Origin of the sequence: Halobacillus sp. K22 (assembly GCF_052246795.1) — a bacterium.
Taxonomy (GTDB): Bacteria; Bacillota; Bacilli; order Bacillales; family Halobacillaceae; genus Halobacillus.
In genome coordinates this window covers 1-17,479 of the sequence record NZ_JBQQCN010000021.1, presented here as the reverse complement: position 1 = coordinate 17,479, position 17,479 = coordinate 1, and the positions used below count along the sequence as shown (strand labels likewise).

Annotated in this window: 23 protein-coding genes; 14 read left to right on the top strand and 9 right to left on the bottom strand. The window is 41.5% G+C overall.

What is annotated here, in order from left to right:
• The first annotated feature begins 262 nt into the window (after positions 1-262).
• A complete protein-coding gene (locus tag ACTWPM_RS14655; RefSeq protein WP_443133776.1) occupies positions 263-592 on the top strand; it encodes a helix-turn-helix domain-containing protein in 330 nt (109 codons plus the stop codon).
• Positions 593-677: 85 nt separating this feature from the next.
• On the opposite strand, the gene ACTWPM_RS14650 is transcribed toward ACTWPM_RS14655, so the two are convergent.
• Positions 678-1,427: a sugar phosphate isomerase/epimerase family protein gene (locus ACTWPM_RS14650; RefSeq protein ID WP_443133775.1), complete on the bottom strand. Its 750-nt coding sequence runs from the start codon at positions 1,425-1,427 to the stop codon at positions 678-680.
• A 230-nt stretch (positions 1,428-1,657) separates the two neighbouring features.
• Between ACTWPM_RS14650 and ACTWPM_RS14645 the strand changes: the two genes are divergently transcribed.
• The 3 genes from ACTWPM_RS14645 to ACTWPM_RS14635 are packed head-to-tail and all read left to right on the top strand — an operon-like array spanning position 1,658 to position 2,437.
• The gene (locus ACTWPM_RS14645; RefSeq protein WP_443133774.1) at positions 1,658-1,870 is read left to right on the top strand and encodes a hypothetical protein; all 213 of its coding nucleotides are present in this window, start codon (positions 1,658-1,660) and stop codon (positions 1,868-1,870) included.
• 60 nt (positions 1,871-1,930) lie between these two features.
• Complete coding sequence (locus ACTWPM_RS14640) at positions 1,931-2,176, top strand: hypothetical protein (protein ID WP_443133773.1); 246 nt, start codon at positions 1,931-1,933, stop codon at positions 2,174-2,176.
• A 12-nt stretch (positions 2,177-2,188) separates the two neighbouring features.
• Positions 2,189-2,437, top strand: coding sequence for a hypothetical protein (locus ACTWPM_RS14635; protein WP_443133772.1), 249 nt, complete (start codon positions 2,189-2,191; stop codon positions 2,435-2,437).
• Here ACTWPM_RS14635 and ACTWPM_RS14630 read toward each other — a convergent pair.
• From ACTWPM_RS14630 to ACTWPM_RS14620, 3 genes are read right to left on the bottom strand one after another with little or no spacing between them, the layout of a single operon-like run.
• Complete coding sequence (locus ACTWPM_RS14630; protein WP_443133771.1) at positions 2,422-2,718, bottom strand: hypothetical protein; 297 nt, start codon at positions 2,716-2,718, stop codon at positions 2,422-2,424. The genes ACTWPM_RS14635 and ACTWPM_RS14630 overlap by 16 nt on opposite strands.
• A gap of 1 nt (position 2,719) precedes the next feature.
• Positions 2,720-3,040: a hypothetical protein gene (locus ACTWPM_RS14625; RefSeq protein WP_443133770.1), complete on the bottom strand. Its 321-nt coding sequence runs from the start codon at positions 3,038-3,040 to the stop codon at positions 2,720-2,722.
• Between the two features lie 5 nt (positions 3,041-3,045).
• Positions 3,046-3,246: a hypothetical protein gene (locus ACTWPM_RS14620; RefSeq protein ID WP_443133769.1), complete on the bottom strand. Its 201-nt coding sequence runs from the start codon at positions 3,244-3,246 to the stop codon at positions 3,046-3,048.
• Between the two features lie 44 nt (positions 3,247-3,290).
• Between ACTWPM_RS14620 and ACTWPM_RS14615 the strand changes: the two genes are divergently transcribed.
• Positions 3,291-3,755 carry a hypothetical protein gene (locus tag ACTWPM_RS14615; protein WP_443133768.1) on the top strand — a complete coding sequence of 155 codons (465 nt, stop codon included), beginning with the start codon at positions 3,291-3,293 and terminating at the stop codon, positions 3,753-3,755.
• Here ACTWPM_RS14615 and ACTWPM_RS14610 read toward each other — a convergent pair.
• The gene (locus ACTWPM_RS14610; protein WP_443133767.1) at positions 3,752-4,177 is read right to left on the bottom strand and encodes an Hsp20/alpha crystallin family protein; all 426 of its coding nucleotides are present in this window, start codon (positions 4,175-4,177) and stop codon (positions 3,752-3,754) included. The two genes, ACTWPM_RS14615 and ACTWPM_RS14610, sit on opposite strands and share 4 nt — an antisense overlap.
• A gap of 566 nt (positions 4,178-4,743) precedes the next feature.
• Here ACTWPM_RS14610 and ACTWPM_RS14605 point away from each other — a divergent pair.
• The 9 genes from ACTWPM_RS14605 (at position 4,744) to ACTWPM_RS14565 (ending at position 13,628) form a co-directional block, all read left to right on the top strand.
• Positions 4,744-6,057 (top strand): ABC transporter substrate-binding protein, encoded by a 1,314-nt coding sequence (locus tag ACTWPM_RS14605; protein ID WP_443133766.1) that lies wholly within the window; start codon positions 4,744-4,746, stop codon positions 6,055-6,057.
• Positions 6,058-6,260: 203 nt separating this feature from the next.
• Complete coding sequence (locus tag ACTWPM_RS14600) at positions 6,261-7,121, top strand: carbohydrate ABC transporter permease (RefSeq protein ID WP_443133765.1); 861 nt, start codon at positions 6,261-6,263, stop codon at positions 7,119-7,121.
• Entirely contained in the window at positions 7,121-7,945 is an 825-nt protein-coding gene (locus ACTWPM_RS14595; protein WP_443133764.1) for a carbohydrate ABC transporter permease, read from the top strand. Before ACTWPM_RS14600 ends, ACTWPM_RS14595 begins: the two co-directional genes overlap by 1 nt.
• Positions 7,946-7,965: 20 nt before the next feature.
• A complete protein-coding gene (locus ACTWPM_RS14590; RefSeq protein WP_443133763.1) occupies positions 7,966-9,027 on the top strand; it encodes a LacI family DNA-binding transcriptional regulator in 1,062 nt (353 codons plus the stop codon).
• 29 nt (positions 9,028-9,056) lie between these two features.
• Positions 9,057-9,776 (top strand): ThuA domain-containing protein, encoded by a 720-nt coding sequence (locus ACTWPM_RS14585; RefSeq protein ID WP_443133762.1) that lies wholly within the window; start codon positions 9,057-9,059, stop codon positions 9,774-9,776.
• 15 nt (positions 9,777-9,791) lie between these two features.
• Positions 9,792-10,832: a Gfo/Idh/MocA family protein gene (locus ACTWPM_RS14580; protein WP_443133761.1), complete on the top strand. Its 1,041-nt coding sequence runs from the start codon at positions 9,792-9,794 to the stop codon at positions 10,830-10,832.
• On the top strand, positions 10,829-11,869 hold the full coding sequence (locus ACTWPM_RS14575) for a Gfo/Idh/MocA family protein (RefSeq protein WP_443133760.1): 1,041 nt from the start codon (positions 10,829-10,831) through the stop codon (positions 11,867-11,869). Before ACTWPM_RS14580 ends, ACTWPM_RS14575 begins: the two co-directional genes overlap by 4 nt.
• Positions 11,870-11,893: 24 nt before the next feature.
• Positions 11,894-12,862: a sugar phosphate isomerase/epimerase family protein gene (locus tag ACTWPM_RS14570; protein WP_443133759.1), complete on the top strand. Its 969-nt coding sequence runs from the start codon at positions 11,894-11,896 to the stop codon at positions 12,860-12,862.
• A gap of 70 nt (positions 12,863-12,932) precedes the next feature.
• Positions 12,933-13,628, top strand: a complete 696-nt coding sequence (locus ACTWPM_RS14565) for a YesL family protein (protein WP_443133758.1) — start codon at positions 12,933-12,935, stop codon at positions 13,626-13,628.
• Positions 13,629-13,678: 50 nt separating this feature from the next.
• On the opposite strand, the gene ACTWPM_RS14560 is transcribed toward ACTWPM_RS14565, so the two are convergent.
• The 4 genes from ACTWPM_RS14560 to ACTWPM_RS14545 are packed head-to-tail and all read right to left on the bottom strand — an operon-like array spanning position 13,679 to position 17,023.
• Positions 13,679-14,014, bottom strand: coding sequence for an EamA family transporter (locus tag ACTWPM_RS14560; protein ID WP_443133830.1), 336 nt, complete (start codon positions 14,012-14,014; stop codon positions 13,679-13,681).
• Positions 14,001-14,348, bottom strand: a complete 348-nt coding sequence (locus tag ACTWPM_RS14555) for an EamA family transporter (protein ID WP_443133757.1) — start codon at positions 14,346-14,348, stop codon at positions 14,001-14,003. Before ACTWPM_RS14555 ends, ACTWPM_RS14560 begins: the two co-directional genes overlap by 14 nt.
• A complete protein-coding gene (locus tag ACTWPM_RS14550; RefSeq protein ID WP_443133756.1) occupies positions 14,341-16,089 on the bottom strand; it encodes a DUF6020 family protein in 1,749 nt (582 codons plus the stop codon). Before ACTWPM_RS14550 ends, ACTWPM_RS14555 begins: the two co-directional genes overlap by 8 nt.
• Positions 16,079-17,023 carry a glycosyltransferase family 2 protein gene (locus ACTWPM_RS14545; RefSeq protein WP_443133755.1) on the bottom strand — a complete coding sequence of 315 codons (945 nt, stop codon included), beginning with the start codon at positions 17,021-17,023 and terminating at the stop codon, positions 16,079-16,081. The genes ACTWPM_RS14550 and ACTWPM_RS14545 overlap by 11 nt, the downstream gene beginning before the upstream one ends.
• Positions 17,024-17,479: the final 456 nt, after the last annotated feature.

Below are 17,479 nucleotides of genomic sequence, written 5' to 3'. Positions count from 1 at the left end.
CCTTATTATATCTGATTGAAGAAAGTCTCACACATAAAATCGTTGATCTTTCATTATAAAAAACTTTAATAAATGAGTTCTTAGCCGATGAATATAATAGGAATGGATTACATAGGTGTTCCGGATCACTATTGTGTTATAAGATACAAAAGAATGAGTTATAATGTTCAAGAATAGGTCTACTTACTGATTTTTGTGCTTTAAATAGAACGTACTCATAAAATATGCTATACTCATACTATGTAAGAAAGTAGGTGAAAATATGATCGGTGAACGCATCAAACAAATTCGCAAAACCCGTCATATGTCGCTGTCTGAATTAGCTGAGAGGGCAGGGGTTGCAAAGTCATACCTAAGCTCCATTGAACGTAATATCCAGACCAATCCATCGATTCAATTTTTGGAAAAAATATCAAAAGAATTGGATGTCTCGATTAATTTTCTTCTTCATGGAGAATCAGACGCAAAAGATGAAACGCTTGATGATGACTGGTTGGAACTCGTTCAAGAAGCAATGAATTCAGGAGTGTCTAAAGACCAATTTCGCGAATATCTGGAATTTAATAAATGGAAGATCCATCAAAGTAAATAATTGGGCCTGGTTCAAAAAGTGAACCCAGGCTTTTTTACATACGGAGAAAAGGCGCAGACTTATTTAAAAAGTCTGCGCCTTATTTTTATTTAAATTTTTGTTTAATATAGTCCATGCTGATAGCGAGACTCTCAAGTGGAGTACGCCTGCTCTCATCCTGCTCAATAATCCACCACTGCACTCCTGCTTCTTCGCCAGCTTGGAATACAGCATCCAGATCTACACCGCCTGTACCAAGTTCAGCAAAAAAAGACTCCTCATCCACTGTCATGTCCTTTAAGTGTAATAAGGGGCTTCTCCCCTGGTAGCGTTTCAACCATTGATCTGGCTCTTCCCCTGCTTTTTTCAGCCAGTAAATATCAAATTCTGTTTTTAAGTTTTCAGCTTGAGTATCATCGAAGATTGTTTCAAGAGCTGTACGTCCATCAGACAGCTTCTTCAGCTCAAAATCGTGGTTGTGATAACACAACGTGATGCCTTCCTTTCGGCATTGCTCGCCCACATGATCTAAAAGAGAGATCAATTCTTGATAGTCTTCTTCCTCACGGTCGTCTATGTAAGGGCAGACGATATAAGAGCTTCCAATCGTTTTCTGATCGTTAATAACTTGTTCTAGATTGTTTTTTAAATCCTCCAGAGGGACGTGGCAGGAAGCTGCTTGTAACCCCGTTTCCTCAAGTAAACTTTTAATTTCACGGGCTGACAAGCCGCCGAAACCGGCAAACTCTACAGCATCAAATCCTAAATCTGCTACTTTTCTTACAGTACCTGCAAAGTCTTTTTGAGATTCTTCTCTTAATGTGTACATTTGTGCGGCAACTGGTATTGTTTGCATTTGAAAATCCCCATTTCTAATAATAATTACCTTTATACAACATTAGATATTTGAGAGAAGAACACCTTTAAAAATTAAATATTTCTTTATAAAAAAGTAAATAATCAATTCTTTATTTCTTTAAAAGATAATAACTTACTCATTCGTGAAGGAGTAAGCAGTATATTATAATTCATTTATTGAAACCCATAACGATTTACACATCCCCAAAACAAAAAGGAGAGAAACACATGGCAACATTCGACGAGTTCCTCCGCGATATAAATCGAAGAAATAAAATTTGCTGGAATTGTCAAAGGGAAGTAAGCGAGGATGACCTGGTCACTCTGGGAGACGATTGGACCGTTCGCAGCCAGTTGTGTATGGATTGCTATGACCGAATGGAAGAGGAGAGATGGAGAGGAGAGAAACAAGCTGACAACAATAATCAAACAACTGGGTGACTGACACGTTCCTTTGCAGCCTGGAATAGGATATTTCAACAATGAGGTGAGGTGAAATAAATGCCTGTTTCCGTAGTGTTTAACCAGATTGCTGTCAATGCACTTAATGATAACTCCACCATTTCAACAGGGCAGAATAATCAACCCGACTGGACGTGGCAAGGAAAGAATAATAATGCTGCCGGCATCCCAGTAGGATTTTTTATCGCCACCAACAATGTAAATACTTTATTCGATAATGATTTTGTGGATCTGCCGTTTAACAACCCGACCGTAAACAACCCTCAGCCTAACGTTCAATACTAAGGGGCTGGTTCGATGGAGATACAATTCGATTGCATTAACGTCAATCAGATTAAGATGAGTTCCGGGATTTTCGTGGGACCTAATAGTCAAAACAACTGGTCAGCTCATCAAAAAGAGAATTCGGCTTTAGGCACCATCGTTGGAAACGGTAATGTCGTTCACCAGAATATAAATGTGATCCATGATGAAGACATGGTAGATATGCCTATTAAGCAGGAAACCACAAAAAGTTCAAATGGAAAAGGTCAAGGTGAAGCTTGAACATCCTTTTCCATTTCATTCTTTACCATCGCTTGAATCCATTCCGGTACTTCATGATCTTTACTGTTCACCATCATATCCAGAATCGCTGAATCGCTTAAGATGGAGCGCAGACCTTTGAGAGAATTTCCGTCACCATAAACATTTCCAAATCCCTGGTTATGTTTTTTGTGACTTTCGAACCCGCTGGGTGCATTATTTCCGAGATTGACACACGAGGCGTCCTCTACGGTTCCAATATGAATATTTCTTATGAAAAAATTAGGAGAAAGAAAGTTCACATTACTCCTCCTTTTCTTTAAATGTAAATTTCAAACCATCTTTTGTTTTTTCCAATTTAGGTTTTTCTTTAGAAGATGGTTTGACTTGAACGCCAAAATTGTTTCCTAGATTGAGAGCTCCGCTTAAGTCTTCAATATCTAAATGATCCAGTTGAAAACTTAATTGTTCAAGTTTAGGGTCGTGGATATCAACTTGGTCAAAATGAAAGTGATACTCCACGGTTTTACCCTGGTTTTCCATTATAGCTTTCTGGAGTTTTAAGATCTCTCTGTAAAGCTGTTCGGTATCATGAGATGGTTTGTTCCGTCTGCCAAAAAACATGACGGCTACTCTCCCTGAGGATTTGGCTTTTTAATGATTAGGTGTCTGTTCTGCTGCAGCACATTTTTGTTTCCTATAATCATTCCACTGCCTTCATTTTTTTGATGATAAGCGGAGAACTTGGACTGCACATTCGTGCCCGAGTAAATCCCTGAAGAGTTGGAGACTTGATCAACGGTGAGGTTATGAAAAGATATACGAGTCATAGTATCCACCTCCTGTCACTAAGGTATGAAAGGATTTTGTAAGCATGAAAGAGTTTATGAAGTGGTTCAATCAATCGAACCGTGACCAAAAAGACGGCCAGCCTGGACTTCCTTTTTCAAGTTCAATGTTTGATATGGCAGGCATAAATAAATATGTGCAACAATCGATTGAAGATGCCCTCAAACCAACCCAGCATATGTTTAATTCGCCCCATTCCGGACCTGAACAGAAGGAAAACACAGGCTTTGATTATGAAGTGGTTGAATTAATGCTTTATTATATTGTTCAAATTCGACTTCCTAAAGAAGCGGACTTGGATGCACTGCGTCTTACTCTTGGTAACTGTAAGTTATATGTGGAAGGCATAGAAGAAGGGAAGAAGATAATCCCTTTACCCGGGCAGCCCAGCCGGCGAAACATTTCCGCTCAGTACAGTGATGGGATGATTGAAGTACGGCTTCACAAAAAAAGAGAGGATTATGAAAAAGAAATCCATGTTTTTTATTAAAATTGGATTTCTATTTCATTTGCAGAAGAGCGCTTAGCAATTTTGATCAACAGCATTCCGTCTTTGTAGGATGTTTGCACATCTTCATAAGTGAAATGAAAAGGGACGGGAATGATACGCTTAAATTCGCCTTTCAATCTTTCACTGTGCATCAATTTCTCTTCAGGAACAGGATAGGGATAGGAGATTTGTCCTTTAATAATTAATTGAGTTCCCTGCTGGGATAAGTGAAGTGGATCATTTGAATGATAACCGGGAAGGTCTACAATTAAAACGCCTTCTTCCTCTGTCTCATAATAATCATAAGCAGGCCCTCTTTTTGGAATAACATGATGCATATCATTCCAAAAGTCTTCACCCAGCACTTTCTCAACATTCTCAGAAAAAGCATTCCAGTTTAGTTTACCGTTCTTATTATTCATAAGTTCACCCCACTGTTCCAGTTTATGAACACCAAACTCAATTCATGATGCTTGATTCGTTTACGTTTCGTACTCTAAGAAACAGTCTGGTGAATGGGCTTTTAAAAAGAGAATATATTCGACTAAATTCTGGCTGAGTATTATAATTCGAAGTCAATCTCCAGGGCGTCCTTAACCTTCTTTAATGGTCGAATTATTGCCGGCAGAATGCGAAGTTCCCCGACTTTTTTTCTATTAAATGGTACAAGCAATTGCTGAATCATGATTGGTATCGTTCCCAAATTCGAGAATTTTTTTAATATTCTATGTTGTTTTTCTAATAAGCGCGTGTTACTATTTACTTAACTTAAAGAATTATTGAATTTTGTGCAAACGTATTCACAAAGTTGCTCGTTGGTAGGGAGACTCATTTGATTAGGAGATTTTCATCTAGTTAGTGAGTTTTTTTACATAACAATCGTGCAAACGTATGCACGCTCTCTATTATAAGTTGTGGCAAGGATGATTATTTTTTTGCCGCGTATTGAAAGCGGATTCAATAATTCGGAAAAAATAGGGGTGGAAAAATGAAAGGTAAAAAGTTTTACTCGGGTATTGCTACTGCACTTCTAGCTTCTAGTATCGCATTAACAGGCTGCTCCTTCTCTTCAGGCGACAGCGGTGGAGATTCAGGAGGAGAGGAAGCATCTGGAGACGCGGTAACGGTAGATGTTTTCCAATTTAAAGTCGAATTTAAAGATCAGTTTGAAGAACTGGTTTCCATGTATGAAGAAGAAAATCCTGAGGTGAATATTAATGTTAAAACTGTTGGCGGAGGAAATGATTATGGTGCTTCACTGAAAACTTCCTTCTCTTCAGGAGAAGAACCAGATATCTTTAACATTGGCGGTCCGACAGATGTAGATGAATATGAGAGATACTTAGCGGATTTATCCGATACGGATGCTGCAGGTGCTGCTCTGGAAGGTACCTTGTCCAGCGTTAAGCGGGATGACCAGGTGCTAGGACTTCCATTTAACCAGGAAGGTTATGGACTTCTCTATAACAAGAAAGTTTTTGAAGAAGCAGGAATCAATCCAGATGAAATTAAAACTATGGATGATTTAGAATCAGCTGTTCAAACACTTGATAGTAAAAAGGACGAGTTGGGTATTGAAGCGCCATTTGCATTCCCTGCCAAAGAGCAATGGGTAATGGGTAACCACTTGGCTAATGCCTATCTTGCGGATGAGTTTAACCATGATGTGATGGAAGCTTATGAAGCTGACACAGTTGAATTTGCTATGGGTGACCAAATGAAGCGATTCACAGACCTGCAAAATGATAACTCAATTCAACCAACATTGAGCCTTGACTATTCCCAACAGGTTGAGGAGCATTTCTCTCTTGGGAATGTAGCAATGATTCAACAGGGGAACTGGGTGTATAACACTATTGCCTCTATGGATGAAGAGTTCGCGCAAAATAACGTTGGACTTCTTCCGATTCCTGTAGAAGGATATGAAGGAAGCATTCCAGTTGGCGTTCCTAACTACTGGGTAGTAAATAAAGAGTCTGAAGAGGAAGTCGTGCAGGCAAGTAAAGATTTCTTAGACTGGATGTACACTTCTGAAACAGGTAAGAAGTTCGTAACAGAAGAATTCAAGTTTATCCCTGCATATGAAGGTTATGAAGATCAAGAAATTGCTGATCCAATTTCTCAGGAAATCTATAACTATGCAAAAGAAGGAAATACACTGGGCTGGGTCTTCCTTGGGGCTCCAACAGCTTGGACAGAGGATGCTCTAGGTGTAGCTATGCAGGAATATATCGCAGGTGACATTACCTGGGAAGAAGTTGAACAGCAGGCAACGAAAGCCTGGGAAGATGCTCGTCAGTAGTTCTTAACTAAACAGCCGGCAGGGTCGCTTATAAACGGTCCTGCTGGTACATATAAATATCTCCTCTATTAGGATATTTAGACGTATAGGTAGTCTAATAGGAGAGATGTTTATTTTAATCAGAATATGAAATCGATATCACATCGATAAACCACGGACTTTTATTTAAAAAGTGCACGTGTAAAGTATTGGAGGAGGTTTACATGAAAAACCGCAGTCTTGCCTTTTGGTTATTCTTAACTCCCGTGATCCTCGGGTTGGGAATTGTTGTCGTTATTCCGTTCATCTATGGTTTTATTTATTCATTCACAAACTGGAATGGACTTACAGCTACGGAATTCTTAGGATTCCAAAACTACATTAACCTTTTCCAGGAAGATGAGTTTATGCAATCGATTTGGTTTACGATCAAATTCGCTGTTGTCACTGTTCTGCTTCTTAATGTGTTTGGAATGGGACTGGCTTTGATTGTGACACGTAACATTAAGTCCAATAACTTATTACGTACCGTATTCTTTATGCCTAACCTGATTGGCGGATTGATTCTCGGATTTATCTGGCAGTTTATCTTCATCAGTGTGTTTGGTGATATAGCTAACTTAACCGGTATTGAAGGCTTGAATGGCTGGTTATCTACGACGAACACCGGTTTCTGGGGTCTGGTCATTTTAACAGCCTGGCAGATGGCCGGATACATTATGATTATCTACATTGCTTATCTTGAGAACATTCCTAAAGATTTAATAGAAGCGGCTAAAATTGATGGCGCGAGCAGTTTCCAGCGCTTCAAAAACATTACGTTTCCACTGGTTGCTCCAGCTTTCACGATCAGTATGTTCTTGACACTTTCTATGTCCTTTAAGATTTATGACCAGAACTTATCGCTTACCAATGGTGGACCATTTAACTCCACACAAATGGTGTCCATGGAGATCGTACGTACCGCATTTTCTGACAACCAAATGGCCTATGCGCAGGCGAAAGCGGTTATTTTCTTCTTAATTGTAGCCGTAGTCGCACTGACCCAAGTGTATTACAACAAGAAACGGGAGGTTGAGATGTAATGAAAAAAAATCAGGAAAAACGGAATTTATTTTCCATTGAAATTCTCGGCCTTCTGCTTGGATTACTGTGGATTGCACCTTTCTACTTAATGGTTGTAAATGCTTTTAAAACAAAACGTGACATTTTCGGAGGCGTGTTAGGCTTCCCTTCTGAACTGGCTTTTGATAACTTTGCCCAGGCCTTTGTCGACTTAGCTTTTCTTAAGTCCTTGTTTAATTCGGTTCTTGTTACCGGATGCAGTATAGCCATCATCATTTTGTTTTCATCCATGGCCGGCTATGCTCTTGCTCGTAATAAAAGTAAATTAAGCGGGTTTATTTTCTTCATTTTTGTTGCTGCGATGCTTATTCCATTCCAGTCTGTTATGATCCCGCTTGTGTCCATATTTGGACAAGCGGACATGCTGAATGCAGGCGGATTAATCTTCATGTATCTTGGTTTCGGCTGCAGCTTGTCTATCTTCCTTTATCACGGGGCAATGACAGGTGTTTCTAAGTCAATGGATGAGGCAGCGATCATTGATGGGGCGAGCCGCTTCCAGTTGTTCTGGTATATTATTTTCCCACTGTTAAAACCTATATCCGTGACTGTAGGGATTTTGAACACCATCTGGATCTGGAATGACTACTTGCTGCCTTCTTTAGTATTAAGTGAAGCGAATGCCACCATTCCATTAAAAATGTTCTATTTCTTCGGACAGTACACGAAACAATGGCACTTAGCTCTTGCAGGGCTGACGATTGCAATTCTTCCGGTTATTATCGGATATTTCTTCGCACAGAAACAAATCATTAATGGAGTTTCTGAGGGTGCTGTGAAATAGAGTCAGAGGAGTAGATGAACGTGTCTGTCACTATTAAAGATGTAGCAAAAAAAGCGAATGTTGCCCCGTCCACTGTGTCCCGCGTCATCTCTGACAGCCCAAGGATCAGTGAAAAAACGAAACGCCGGGTTCGTAAAGTTATGGATGAGCTCGGCTATCACCTGAATTACAATGGCCGGGTCCTTGTCAGCCAGTCTACACAAACGATTGGAATTGTGACAAAGGTGGCCTCTGTCCATTCTTTCGATAACCCGTTCTTCTCAGAATTGCTCAGAGGGATCAGCGATGCCTGCCATGAGAAGGATTACAGCATTTACTTAACAACCGGTAATACGGAAGAATCGATCTACCGGGAAGTGGTCAAAATGGTCCAGGGTAAACGGGTGGATGGAGTGATCGTTCTATACTCAAGAGAAGATGACAACGTAGTTCCTTACTTAAGGGAGTGTAATTTTCCATTCGTTATGATTGGAAAACCTGTCACCCACACGAGTGAAACAATGTTTGTGGATAATGATAATGTCCAGGCGAGTAAAGAGGTTACCGATTACCTCGTCGGTCTGGGGCATAAAAAAATCGGTTTTATCGGCGGAGACTCCCATTATGAAGTAGCACGTGACCGGCTGGCCGGGTTTAAATTATCCCTAAGCGAGCATGGACTAGATCTACCAATGCACTATTTGAAAAATATTCAATCCGGAAAAGCGGATGCTGAGACCGTGGTGGAAGAGATATTGCAGTTGACCGAACCGCCGACAGGTCTTGTGATTACGGATGATTACAACTCTATGAAGGTTATGAGAGCGCTTGAGGACAAGGGAATTCGTTTACCGGAGGAAATGAGCATCGTCGGGTTTAACAATACGATGATCGCCAGGCTATCCAAGCCTCCTCTCACAACCGTGGATACACAGTCATTTCAACTGGGTCACGAGTCAGCGAGAAGCTTAATTGAATTACTGAACCATCCGGAGATGATCAAAAAAAGCATCATTATTCCGACTGTTATTGTTGAAAGAGATTCCTGCCTGCCACTTAAGCTGGAAAATACAGACCCAGAAGAAGATCGGGCTGCTCATTAAAAAAAGAGATAAGAAAGGGAGAGTAAACGATGAACGTATTAGTATGGAACGAAAATCGCCATGAAAAAGAAAATAAGGTAGTGAGTGGTATTTATCCTGAAGGAATTCACGGAGCTATTGCTGGTTTTCTTGGAGAAGACCATGAAAATGTAAAAACGGCCACTCTGGATGAGGAAGAACACGGCCTGACGGATGAAGTTTTAGCGGAAACTGACGTACTTGTCTGGTGGGGACATAAAGCACACGAAGATGTAAAAGATGAAATTGCTGAAAAAGTGAAGCAGCGCGTTCTTGAAGGTATGGGACTTGTAGTTCTGCATTCCGCCCACTTTTCTAAAGTATTTAAGAAACTCATGGGTACGACCTGCGATTTGAAATGGAGAGAAGCTGACGAGAAAGAGCGTTTATGGGTGGTGGATCCAACTCACCCGATTACAGAAGGTGTAGGAGAGTATATTGAACTTGAAAAAGAGGAAATGTACGGTGAACATTTTGATATTCCGGCACCGGAAGAATTAATATTCCTGAGCTGGTTTGAGGGTGGAGAAGTGTTTCGAAGCGGAGCTACTTTCCGACGCGGCAGAGGAAAAGTTTTCTATTTCCGTCCCGGCCATGAAACCTATCCAACCTATCATAATAAAGAAATACAAAATGTTATCAGAAACGGCGTCAAATGGGTAAATAACACGAATACCCCGAAACATGTATATGGGAACGCCCAGCCTTTAGAAGAAATTTCTAATAAATAATAGGAGGTTTTCACAATGTCTAAACTGAAGATTGCTGTGCTTGGGTGTGGAAGCATTGCTCAAAACCGGCACTTACTAGAATATGAAGCGAATGAAAATGTAGAGATCACGGCTGTCTGCGATATCGTGGAAGAGCGAGTAAAGGAAGTAGCTGAGAAGTATGAAGCTAAAGCCTATACAAGCTATGAAGACTTACTAGCGAACGAAACTGTCGATGCGGTAAGCGTCTGTCTTCCCAACTACCTTCATGCCCCTGTATCGATAGCGGCCCTCAAAGCAGGCTGTCACGTGTTATGTGAAAAACCGATGGCGACCTCTAGAGAAGAAGCGGAAGAAATGATTCAAACTGCCGAGCAAACTAACAAAAAACTTATGATTGCTCACAATCAGCGCTTTGTTCCTTCTCACGTAAAAGCGAAAGAACTGATCGCGTCTGGAGATCTTGGAAAAGTGTACAGTTTCCGTACGACCTTTGGACACGGCGGCCCAGAAGGCTGGAGTGCAGAAGGAAAGGACAGTTGGTTCTTCAAGAAAGATCAAGCCTTTATAGGTGCGATGGGGGACCTCGGAGTACATAAGGCAGATTTACTTCGTTACATCCTTGGACAAGAGTTTATCGATGTAGCCGGGTTTATCGAGAACAATGCTAAAGAAAATATTACAGTGGATGATAATGCCGTTTGCATTCTGCGCAGTGAACAAGGAGTGGTAGGTACCATGACGGCAAGCTGGGCTTACCAGCCGGGAGAAGATAATTCAACCGTTATTTATGGTGAAAAAGGAACCTTGCGTCTGGAGGATGATCCAATTTACTCCTTAGTTGCCCAGTACACCAATGGAGATATCGTAAACTATCAGCTCGGCAAGATCCAGTCCAATGACGAAGACGGGCAGAGTAACTCTCATGTGGTCGATCATTTTGTGGAAAGCATTCAAAATGATACAGAGCCGTTGATCACTGGAGAAGAAGGAATGAAATCCTTGGACGTCATTTTGGGAGCCCTTCGCTCTGGCGAAACCAGACAAATCAGCAGTTTAGAAAGGGTCAAGAAGTGACTCGATTGAAGATGGGGATCATCGGAGCAGGGGGGATTGCCCAGGGGAGGCATATCCCCTCTTTTCAACAATTAGAGGATTCCGTAGTACTGACGGCTGTACAGGATCTAAATAAGGACCGGGCTGAAGAAGCTGCCAGCCTGTTCGATATCCCTCATGTATTTCAAAATTATGAAGACCTTTTTCAGAAGGTAGATGCAGTTACGATCTGCACACCAAATAAGTTCCATGCGGAAATTGCGATTGCCGCTTTGAACGCAGGCGTTCATGTACTTTGTGAAAAGCCAATGGCAATTACAACAGAAGAGTGTACCCGTATGATAGCTGCAGCCAAAAAGAATGACCGTCTTCTATCCATTGGCTATCATTACCGCTTTACTCCGGAAGCTCAGCTTGCGAAAAAAGCAATGGATAACCAGGAGATTGGCGATCCGTTAGTCACGCGTGTGCAGGCGATGAGAAGACGTAAAGTTCCTGGCTGGGGTGTGTTTACCAATAAAGATTTGCAGGGAGGGGGAAGCCTGATTGACTTTGGCTGCCATCTTCTTGATCTTGCCCTGTGGCTCCTTGATGATCCCAAGCCTGTGGAGGTTATGGGCAAAACATATGATCGTTTGAGTAAGACCCCGGGCCAGGTGAACGATTGGGGAGCTTTCGATCACGAGACGTTTGACGTAGATGATCATGTAACCAGTTATATTACGTTTGATAACGGACTTTCCTTACAATTTGAGTGTTCCTGGGCCGCAAATATTAAAGATGATGATACGAAATTAAGCATCTCTGGAGTAGATGGTGGATTAAGCGTATATCCTTTTGAATTGTACAAGGCTAAATATGGAGCTCTCTGGGACAGTTCAGCGAAGATACGTGAAGGAGAGCCGAAACCAGGTCTGTATCAGGCAAAAAACTTTGTCGACAGCTGTCTTGGTGAGGATGAATTAATCGTCAAGCCTGAGCAGGCTCTCCAGGTGACGAAGTTAATGGAAGCTATTTATTTAAGCAGTGAAACCGGAACAAGTGTAAAGCTCGACTAAACGAATGAATGGAGGAGTCATGACATGAAACTAGGTGTATTTACAGTATTATTTTCCGATAAATCTTTTGAAGACATGCTTGATCACGTAAAAGCTTCTGGACTTAAAGCAGTTGAGATTGGCACGGGCGGCTACCCGGGAAGCGCTCACTGTAATGTAGATGAGCTGCTTGAAAGTGAAGAAAAGCGTAATGAATACTTAGAAAAAGTACATTCCCGCGGATTGACGATTAGTGCCTTTAGCTGCCATGGAAATCCAATTTCCCCTGATCAGGCATTTGCCGAAGAATCTCACGAAGCTTTTGTGAAATCGGTTAAACTGGCAAGCTTAATGGATGTTCCAGTTGTGAATACTTTTTCTGGTACGCCAGGCGGACATGAAAATGATACGGCGCCAAACTGGCCGGTTACTCCTTGGCCTGCAGAGTACTCAGATGTGTTAGAATGGCAGTGGAACGAAAAACTGATCCCTTATTGGAAAGAGCAAGGAGATTTCGCGCAAGAGCACGGAGTTAAAGTCGGACTTGAGCTTCACGCAGGCTTTCTCGTTCATACGCCTTATACTATGCTTAAACTACGCGAAGCTACCAATGAAGCGATCGGTGCGAACCTTGATCCCAGTCACCTCTGGTGGCAGGGTATTGATCCAGTAGCTGCGATTAAGATTCTTGGAAATGCAGATGCCATTCACCATTTCCATGCGAAGGATACGTATATTGATCAGGAAAATGTAAATATGTACGGTCTAACGGATATGCAACCTTATGGAAATGTGAGAACTCGTGCCTGGACCTTCCGTTCTGTTGGGTATGGTCACGGGACACAGGAATGGTCGAATATTGTAAGTGCTTTACGAACCTACGGCTATGATCATGTAATCAGCATCGAGCATGAAGACCCGATCATGTCGATTAACGAAGGTTTCAGTCAGGCAGTGAAAAACCTGAGATCTGTATTGATCGAAGAACCACCAGGTGAGATGTGGTGGGCTTAAGTCTTAAATAAATAGTTATAAACCCCTTTTCCAGCAAAAGGGGTTTTCTTCAGATAGGAAGGGGAGACAGATGAGCCGGACATCAGGAATTAGAGGCGGACTATATGCAGTAAGTGAGTGGATAGCCAAGTTTTCACTCAACAATTTACAATGGGCAGTATTCAACCTGCCGATTGCTTTACTTGTTATCAGCATGATATATGCGGAAAAGGTAGAGGATATCTTTTACCTGGCCCCTACATTGATCGTATTGATGCCGATTTTGTTCTTTCCCGCTACAACGGCGTTGTTTGCTAAAGCTAGGGAATGGGTGAGAAAAGATCTGGACGATAGGTCAGATCGCTCTTATCTCAGCTATTATAAGGAAAATTATAAAGTGAGTTTACAAGCAGGCATCGTCTTTACGATTTTATGGGGCATTTTACTTGGGGATATCTATTATTTTTCTACAGTCAATGAACTGATTATGAATCTCTTCTTTATCCTGGGGATTATTTTATATGTATTCACGATTAACTTTTTCTCTGTAACCGTTCATTTTGATCTAAAAGCAAGAGCAGCGTTTAAAAAGGCGTTTCTTGTGACGATCGTTAGTCCTATATCTTTTGTGACGGTTGCGATTACCTCAGCAGTTATGCTGTATATCAGCGTGTATGTCTTTCCGCTGATGATTCCAATCTTTACGGGGGCGATCATTGCTTTTCTCTCCTTCTCCTCCTTTTACCGACTGTTCTTAAAATTAAATCATAAGGAAAATAATGGATGACCTGAGGTTTTCACCTCAGGTCATCCATTATTTGTTAAAACATATTTATCTTAAAGAATGAGAAAGAATGAGCCTGCGATAATCAGGGTGACGCCGACCACTTTCTTTATGGTAATAACTTCTTTAAGAAGAAAGTAAGAAATAACGAGGGTCCACACATAAGTGATTGAAGTAAGCGGGAACACAATCGTGTAAGGCAGATAATTTAACGTAATGATGTTCAGGATCGCTCCTGCACCATAAAAGCTGCAGCCAACGATTAGGTGTTTAAAGAAATAAATATTTAAAGCAAATCCATGACTGGTAGCTTTTTTGAAAAAGTACCCGCCTACTGCCCCAAGCAGCGTAAACAGGAGGACGACAAGCAGCCAGCTAATTGTCCCCACCCCCAATCAAGGCGGCCCCTACAATGATGAGAAAGGTACCGATTAAATTACTTTCGGTAATTGTTTCCTGAAGAATGATACTACCGAAAAATAAAGCAAAAACGTACCCAATACTGAGCAGTGGATGGAGCACGGAGAGGCTTCCAAATCGGAAGGAAACGATCATCATGACGGCCCCCAGGAAATAAAGCAAAAACCCTATGATTAAGAAAAAGTTTATTCCACCATCAGACATTTTCCAAAACATCTGTCCAAGGGCGGTTTGCAAGGAAGCGAGCACCATGAACAGGATGCCGATCCGGTTTTCTTTTAAAGATTTCGTAAAATTACTCATGTTGGACCTTCTTTTGTTTAGGATCGAATGTAAGGAAAACAACAGCAGCCATTAAGAACGCTACTAATACGTTAGCAAATTGATAACGGAAATCCTGGGCTGGTGTTGCGAGCAGCATCGTCCCCGCATTCAAAAGGACTGGAAGCAGGACCAGCAGGGAACGAACTCCTGTTTTAAGAGCAAGCGCCACTCCAGTAACTAAGATGATAGCCGTATATACAGCCGGTCTTAAGACCACTTCAAGCAAGTACATTTCAATCCTGACTAAATTATCATTGATAACTTGATAAACGTTACTGCTCAAAGGAGACGTTTTTAAGTCGTAGTCATTGTAAAGGTAAACGTTTCTTGCATAGGTGCTCGTGTAGCCATCTTCCGGCTGGTTGATCTGCCAGATGATTGATGTCTGATCTAAATAAGCTTCAACAGCGAGACCAAAATTATTAGAAACCACGGAAGCCCATGTACTTAAATAATAGCCAAAGTCGTCAAAAATGACCTTCTGATTATACTCGCCGGCAAATTTGATCTTATCAGTCAGATAAGGGTTGTAATTCGCTTTCCAGGTTTCCAGAGGGAGAATAGAATCAAGGTAGCTTTTCTGCTCCTCCGTTAATTCCCCGTTTTCTTTAATGATGTGGGCAAACTGCTGCGTAGGAATACTTAACGCTTCATTCGGACTCGTTGCTCGGACATCCATATAGTTGAAAAAGGGTCCGGAGATAAGGAAGTATGCAAGACCAACGATAACAAGTGTCGCTAGTAAACGCTTAAAATAGGCCCGATAAGCAATCAGCAGGAGAATGGCCATAACCACAAAAATAGGCATGCCGTTACTGCGCATTAAGCTGATCGCTAATGCATTGATCCCAAGCAGCAGCTGGTGCCAGTTTGAGGCAAGCCAGGCGCCTTTACTGGACACGATGTTATAAGTAAAAATCGTAAACAAGAAGATAAAGCCGCTAAAGAATATGTCTTTCCAGATGGCAATCGGAAAGATTCCGTTTAATGGATAGAGACCGAATAAAAGCACACCGATCCAAACCCACTTAGCAGCTATTCCGCGTTTTTCAAGGCTGTATGCCGCATATCCACCAAAGAGAGCAAGAATGACAATTTGTGAAAAGGCTACGATCGCCGGTGTTTTCCAAATAGTGGTTAACCCCATGATATACCACGTATAAACGACGGGATGCCAGTTGCTGAAATCAAGCGTGTGAATCTGTTCCCAATGAGATAGAGAGTCTGGGGTCATCGTTCCAGGATAGTAGGCGACTAGATACATAGACCAAACAAGAATGGGAAAAATGGCATAGAGAACAATTTTCCATCTTGAAGGCTCCTGCCATCGAATGGGAACCGAAACATGGGTTAACACATATAGAAGCCATCCAACACTTGTGAACAGAGTGACGTAGGAAATTAAAAACACATAGACTGCGAACAGCCATGGGGAATCTGCTAAGTACCCGGAAGAGGTTTTTAAACTCCACAAAAGGACAAAGGAAAATAAAAGTAAGAAGGTCAGGACGGTCGGCCGCTTGAAAAACCGGACGTACGATTCTTTATGGTTCAAATAGGAAGTTAGTGTCAGTGCATGGACCACGGTGAAAAATACAAACGTGAACCCAATGACTACCCAATGCGTTTCCCCGAATTTCTGGTACAGGGAAACGAGAGCGATTGTACTTAGCAAACTGCCTATTAAACTGATCAAACCTACAACCATCTTACGATTCATAGTTTTGTTCCTTCATATCCTGTTTAATTTTATTTAATTCCCACTCAAATTGCTTCTTGAAGTTCGCAGCGACTGTATCAAGGATCAAGCCGCATGCAAAGGAAAGGACCGAAAGAATTACAAGTCCCACGGCTAAAATTGCGGATGGAATTTTATCAATGAAACCTGTGTTAACAAATTCTACGATAACTGGAATACCGGCAATCAGCCCTAAAACGAGGAGAAGCACGGACCAAAAAGAAAAGAAGAGCATAGGTTTATACTCTTTAAAAAGGGTGAAAATTTTGTTCACGACTTTGTAACCGTCACTTAGGGTATTAAGCTTGGATTCACTACCCTCCGGCCGATCCTTATATTCGATTGGAATTTCTTTAATAATGAATCGCTTATCCAGTGTATGAATTGTCATTTCGGTTTCAATTTCAAAGCCAGGGCTCATAACTGGCATTGATTTGACAAATAAACGATCAAAGGCACGATACCCAGTCATAATGTCTTTCAGGTCACTTTTATATAAGAAATTAATTAATCCACGAACCATGTTGTTTCCGAAGTTATGAAACTTACGTTTGTTTTCTTCCACATAAGTACCGTTTGATAAGCGGTCACCAATGACCATATTAGCTTCCTGATTTTTCAAAGGTTCCAGCAGCTGATGGACAAATCGAGCCGGGTAGGTCCGGTCACCATCGGCCATGACATAATAGTCCGCATCAATATCGCGAAACATGGAGCGGACGACATGACCTTTTCCTTGCCGGTACTCTTTCTTAACAATCGCCCCATGCTCACGGGCGATCTCTGAGGTGCGGTCTTTGGAATTGTTGTCGTATACATAAATATCAGCGTGTGGAAGCTCTTTTCTAAAGTCCTCGATCACAGCGCCAATCGTTTGTTCTTCATTATAACAAGGCAGGAGAACAGCAACTCTCAACTAAAAAACTCCTTTATCTTTAAAATCGACTGGTATATTGGATAACTTCATAAATATAGCAGATATTTCAACAGATTTCTAGCTTTCTATCGAGTAGGATAAAAACAAGCGATGACGATAAATAGATGGAAGTATCGCTTCTTATAGGAAGCTAGTAATTCGATCATAACATAGCTGCTCCTGGATCGTAGATGTGTTTTTGCAGCGGAAATTTTCAAAAAGTTACATATTGAAAGGAAGGGGCATAGATGGAAGAACCGAATTTTTTTAAGGGCTGCTTATGGGGGATGCTAATTTCCCTACCTTTATCATTCATCGGCAGAAGACTCCCTCTTCAAGCGCCGTGTCGAAGACCGGTGGTAAGGGGGAGATGAATGCCGTCGCCGTAAGGCGAATGCCTTTGAATATTCTCCCTTCCGTGATATCCTAAAGTAAGAACATACGTTCCTGATTAGG

What these genes read in the sequence shown, in the direction of transcription:
- ACTWPM_RS14580 (WP_443133761.1), top strand. Translation starts at nt 9,792, where the DNA reads ATGTCTAAACTGAAGATTGCTGTGCTTGGGTGTGGAAGCATTGCTCAA.
- ACTWPM_RS14585 (WP_443133762.1), top strand. Translation starts at nt 9,057, where the DNA reads ATGAACGTATTAGTATGGAACGAAAATCGCCATGAAAAAGAAAATAAG.
- ACTWPM_RS14650 (WP_443133775.1), bottom strand. Translation starts at nt 1,427, where the DNA reads ATGCAAACAATACCAGTTGCCGCACAAATGTACACATTAAGAGAAGAA.
- ACTWPM_RS14570 (WP_443133759.1), top strand. Translation starts at nt 11,894, where the DNA reads ATGAAACTAGGTGTATTTACAGTATTATTTTCCGATAAATCTTTTGAA.
- ACTWPM_RS14640 (WP_443133773.1), top strand. Translation starts at nt 1,931, where the DNA reads ATGCCTGTTTCCGTAGTGTTTAACCAGATTGCTGTCAATGCACTTAAT.
- ACTWPM_RS14635 (WP_443133772.1), top strand. Translation starts at nt 2,189, where the DNA reads ATGGAGATACAATTCGATTGCATTAACGTCAATCAGATTAAGATGAGT.
- ACTWPM_RS14555 (WP_443133757.1), bottom strand. Translation starts at nt 14,348, where the DNA reads ATGAGTAATTTTACGAAATCTTTAAAAGAAAACCGGATCGGCATCCTG.
- ACTWPM_RS14655 (WP_443133776.1), top strand. Translation starts at nt 263, where the DNA reads ATGATCGGTGAACGCATCAAACAAATTCGCAAAACCCGTCATATGTCG.
- ACTWPM_RS14565 (WP_443133758.1), top strand. Translation starts at nt 12,933, where the DNA reads ATGAGCCGGACATCAGGAATTAGAGGCGGACTATATGCAGTAAGTGAG.
- ACTWPM_RS14595 (WP_443133764.1), top strand. Translation starts at nt 7,121, where the DNA reads ATGAAAAAAAATCAGGAAAAACGGAATTTATTTTCCATTGAAATTCTC.
- ACTWPM_RS14620 (WP_443133769.1), bottom strand. Translation starts at nt 3,246, where the DNA reads ATGACTCGTATATCTTTTCATAACCTCACCGTTGATCAAGTCTCCAAC.
- ACTWPM_RS14600 (WP_443133765.1), top strand. Translation starts at nt 6,261, where the DNA reads ATGAAAAACCGCAGTCTTGCCTTTTGGTTATTCTTAACTCCCGTGATC.
- ACTWPM_RS14615 (WP_443133768.1), top strand. Translation starts at nt 3,291, where the DNA reads ATGAAAGAGTTTATGAAGTGGTTCAATCAATCGAACCGTGACCAAAAA.
- ACTWPM_RS14625 (WP_443133770.1), bottom strand. Translation starts at nt 3,040, where the DNA reads ATGTTTTTTGGCAGACGGAACAAACCATCTCATGATACCGAACAGCTT.
- ACTWPM_RS14605 (WP_443133766.1), top strand. Translation starts at nt 4,744, where the DNA reads ATGAAAGGTAAAAAGTTTTACTCGGGTATTGCTACTGCACTTCTAGCT.
- ACTWPM_RS14645 (WP_443133774.1), top strand. Translation starts at nt 1,658, where the DNA reads ATGGCAACATTCGACGAGTTCCTCCGCGATATAAATCGAAGAAATAAA.
- ACTWPM_RS14550 (WP_443133756.1), bottom strand. Translation starts at nt 16,089, where the DNA reads ATGAATCGTAAGATGGTTGTAGGTTTGATCAGTTTAATAGGCAGTTTG.
- ACTWPM_RS14610 (WP_443133767.1), bottom strand. Translation starts at nt 4,177, where the DNA reads ATGAATAATAAGAACGGTAAACTAAACTGGAATGCTTTTTCTGAGAAT.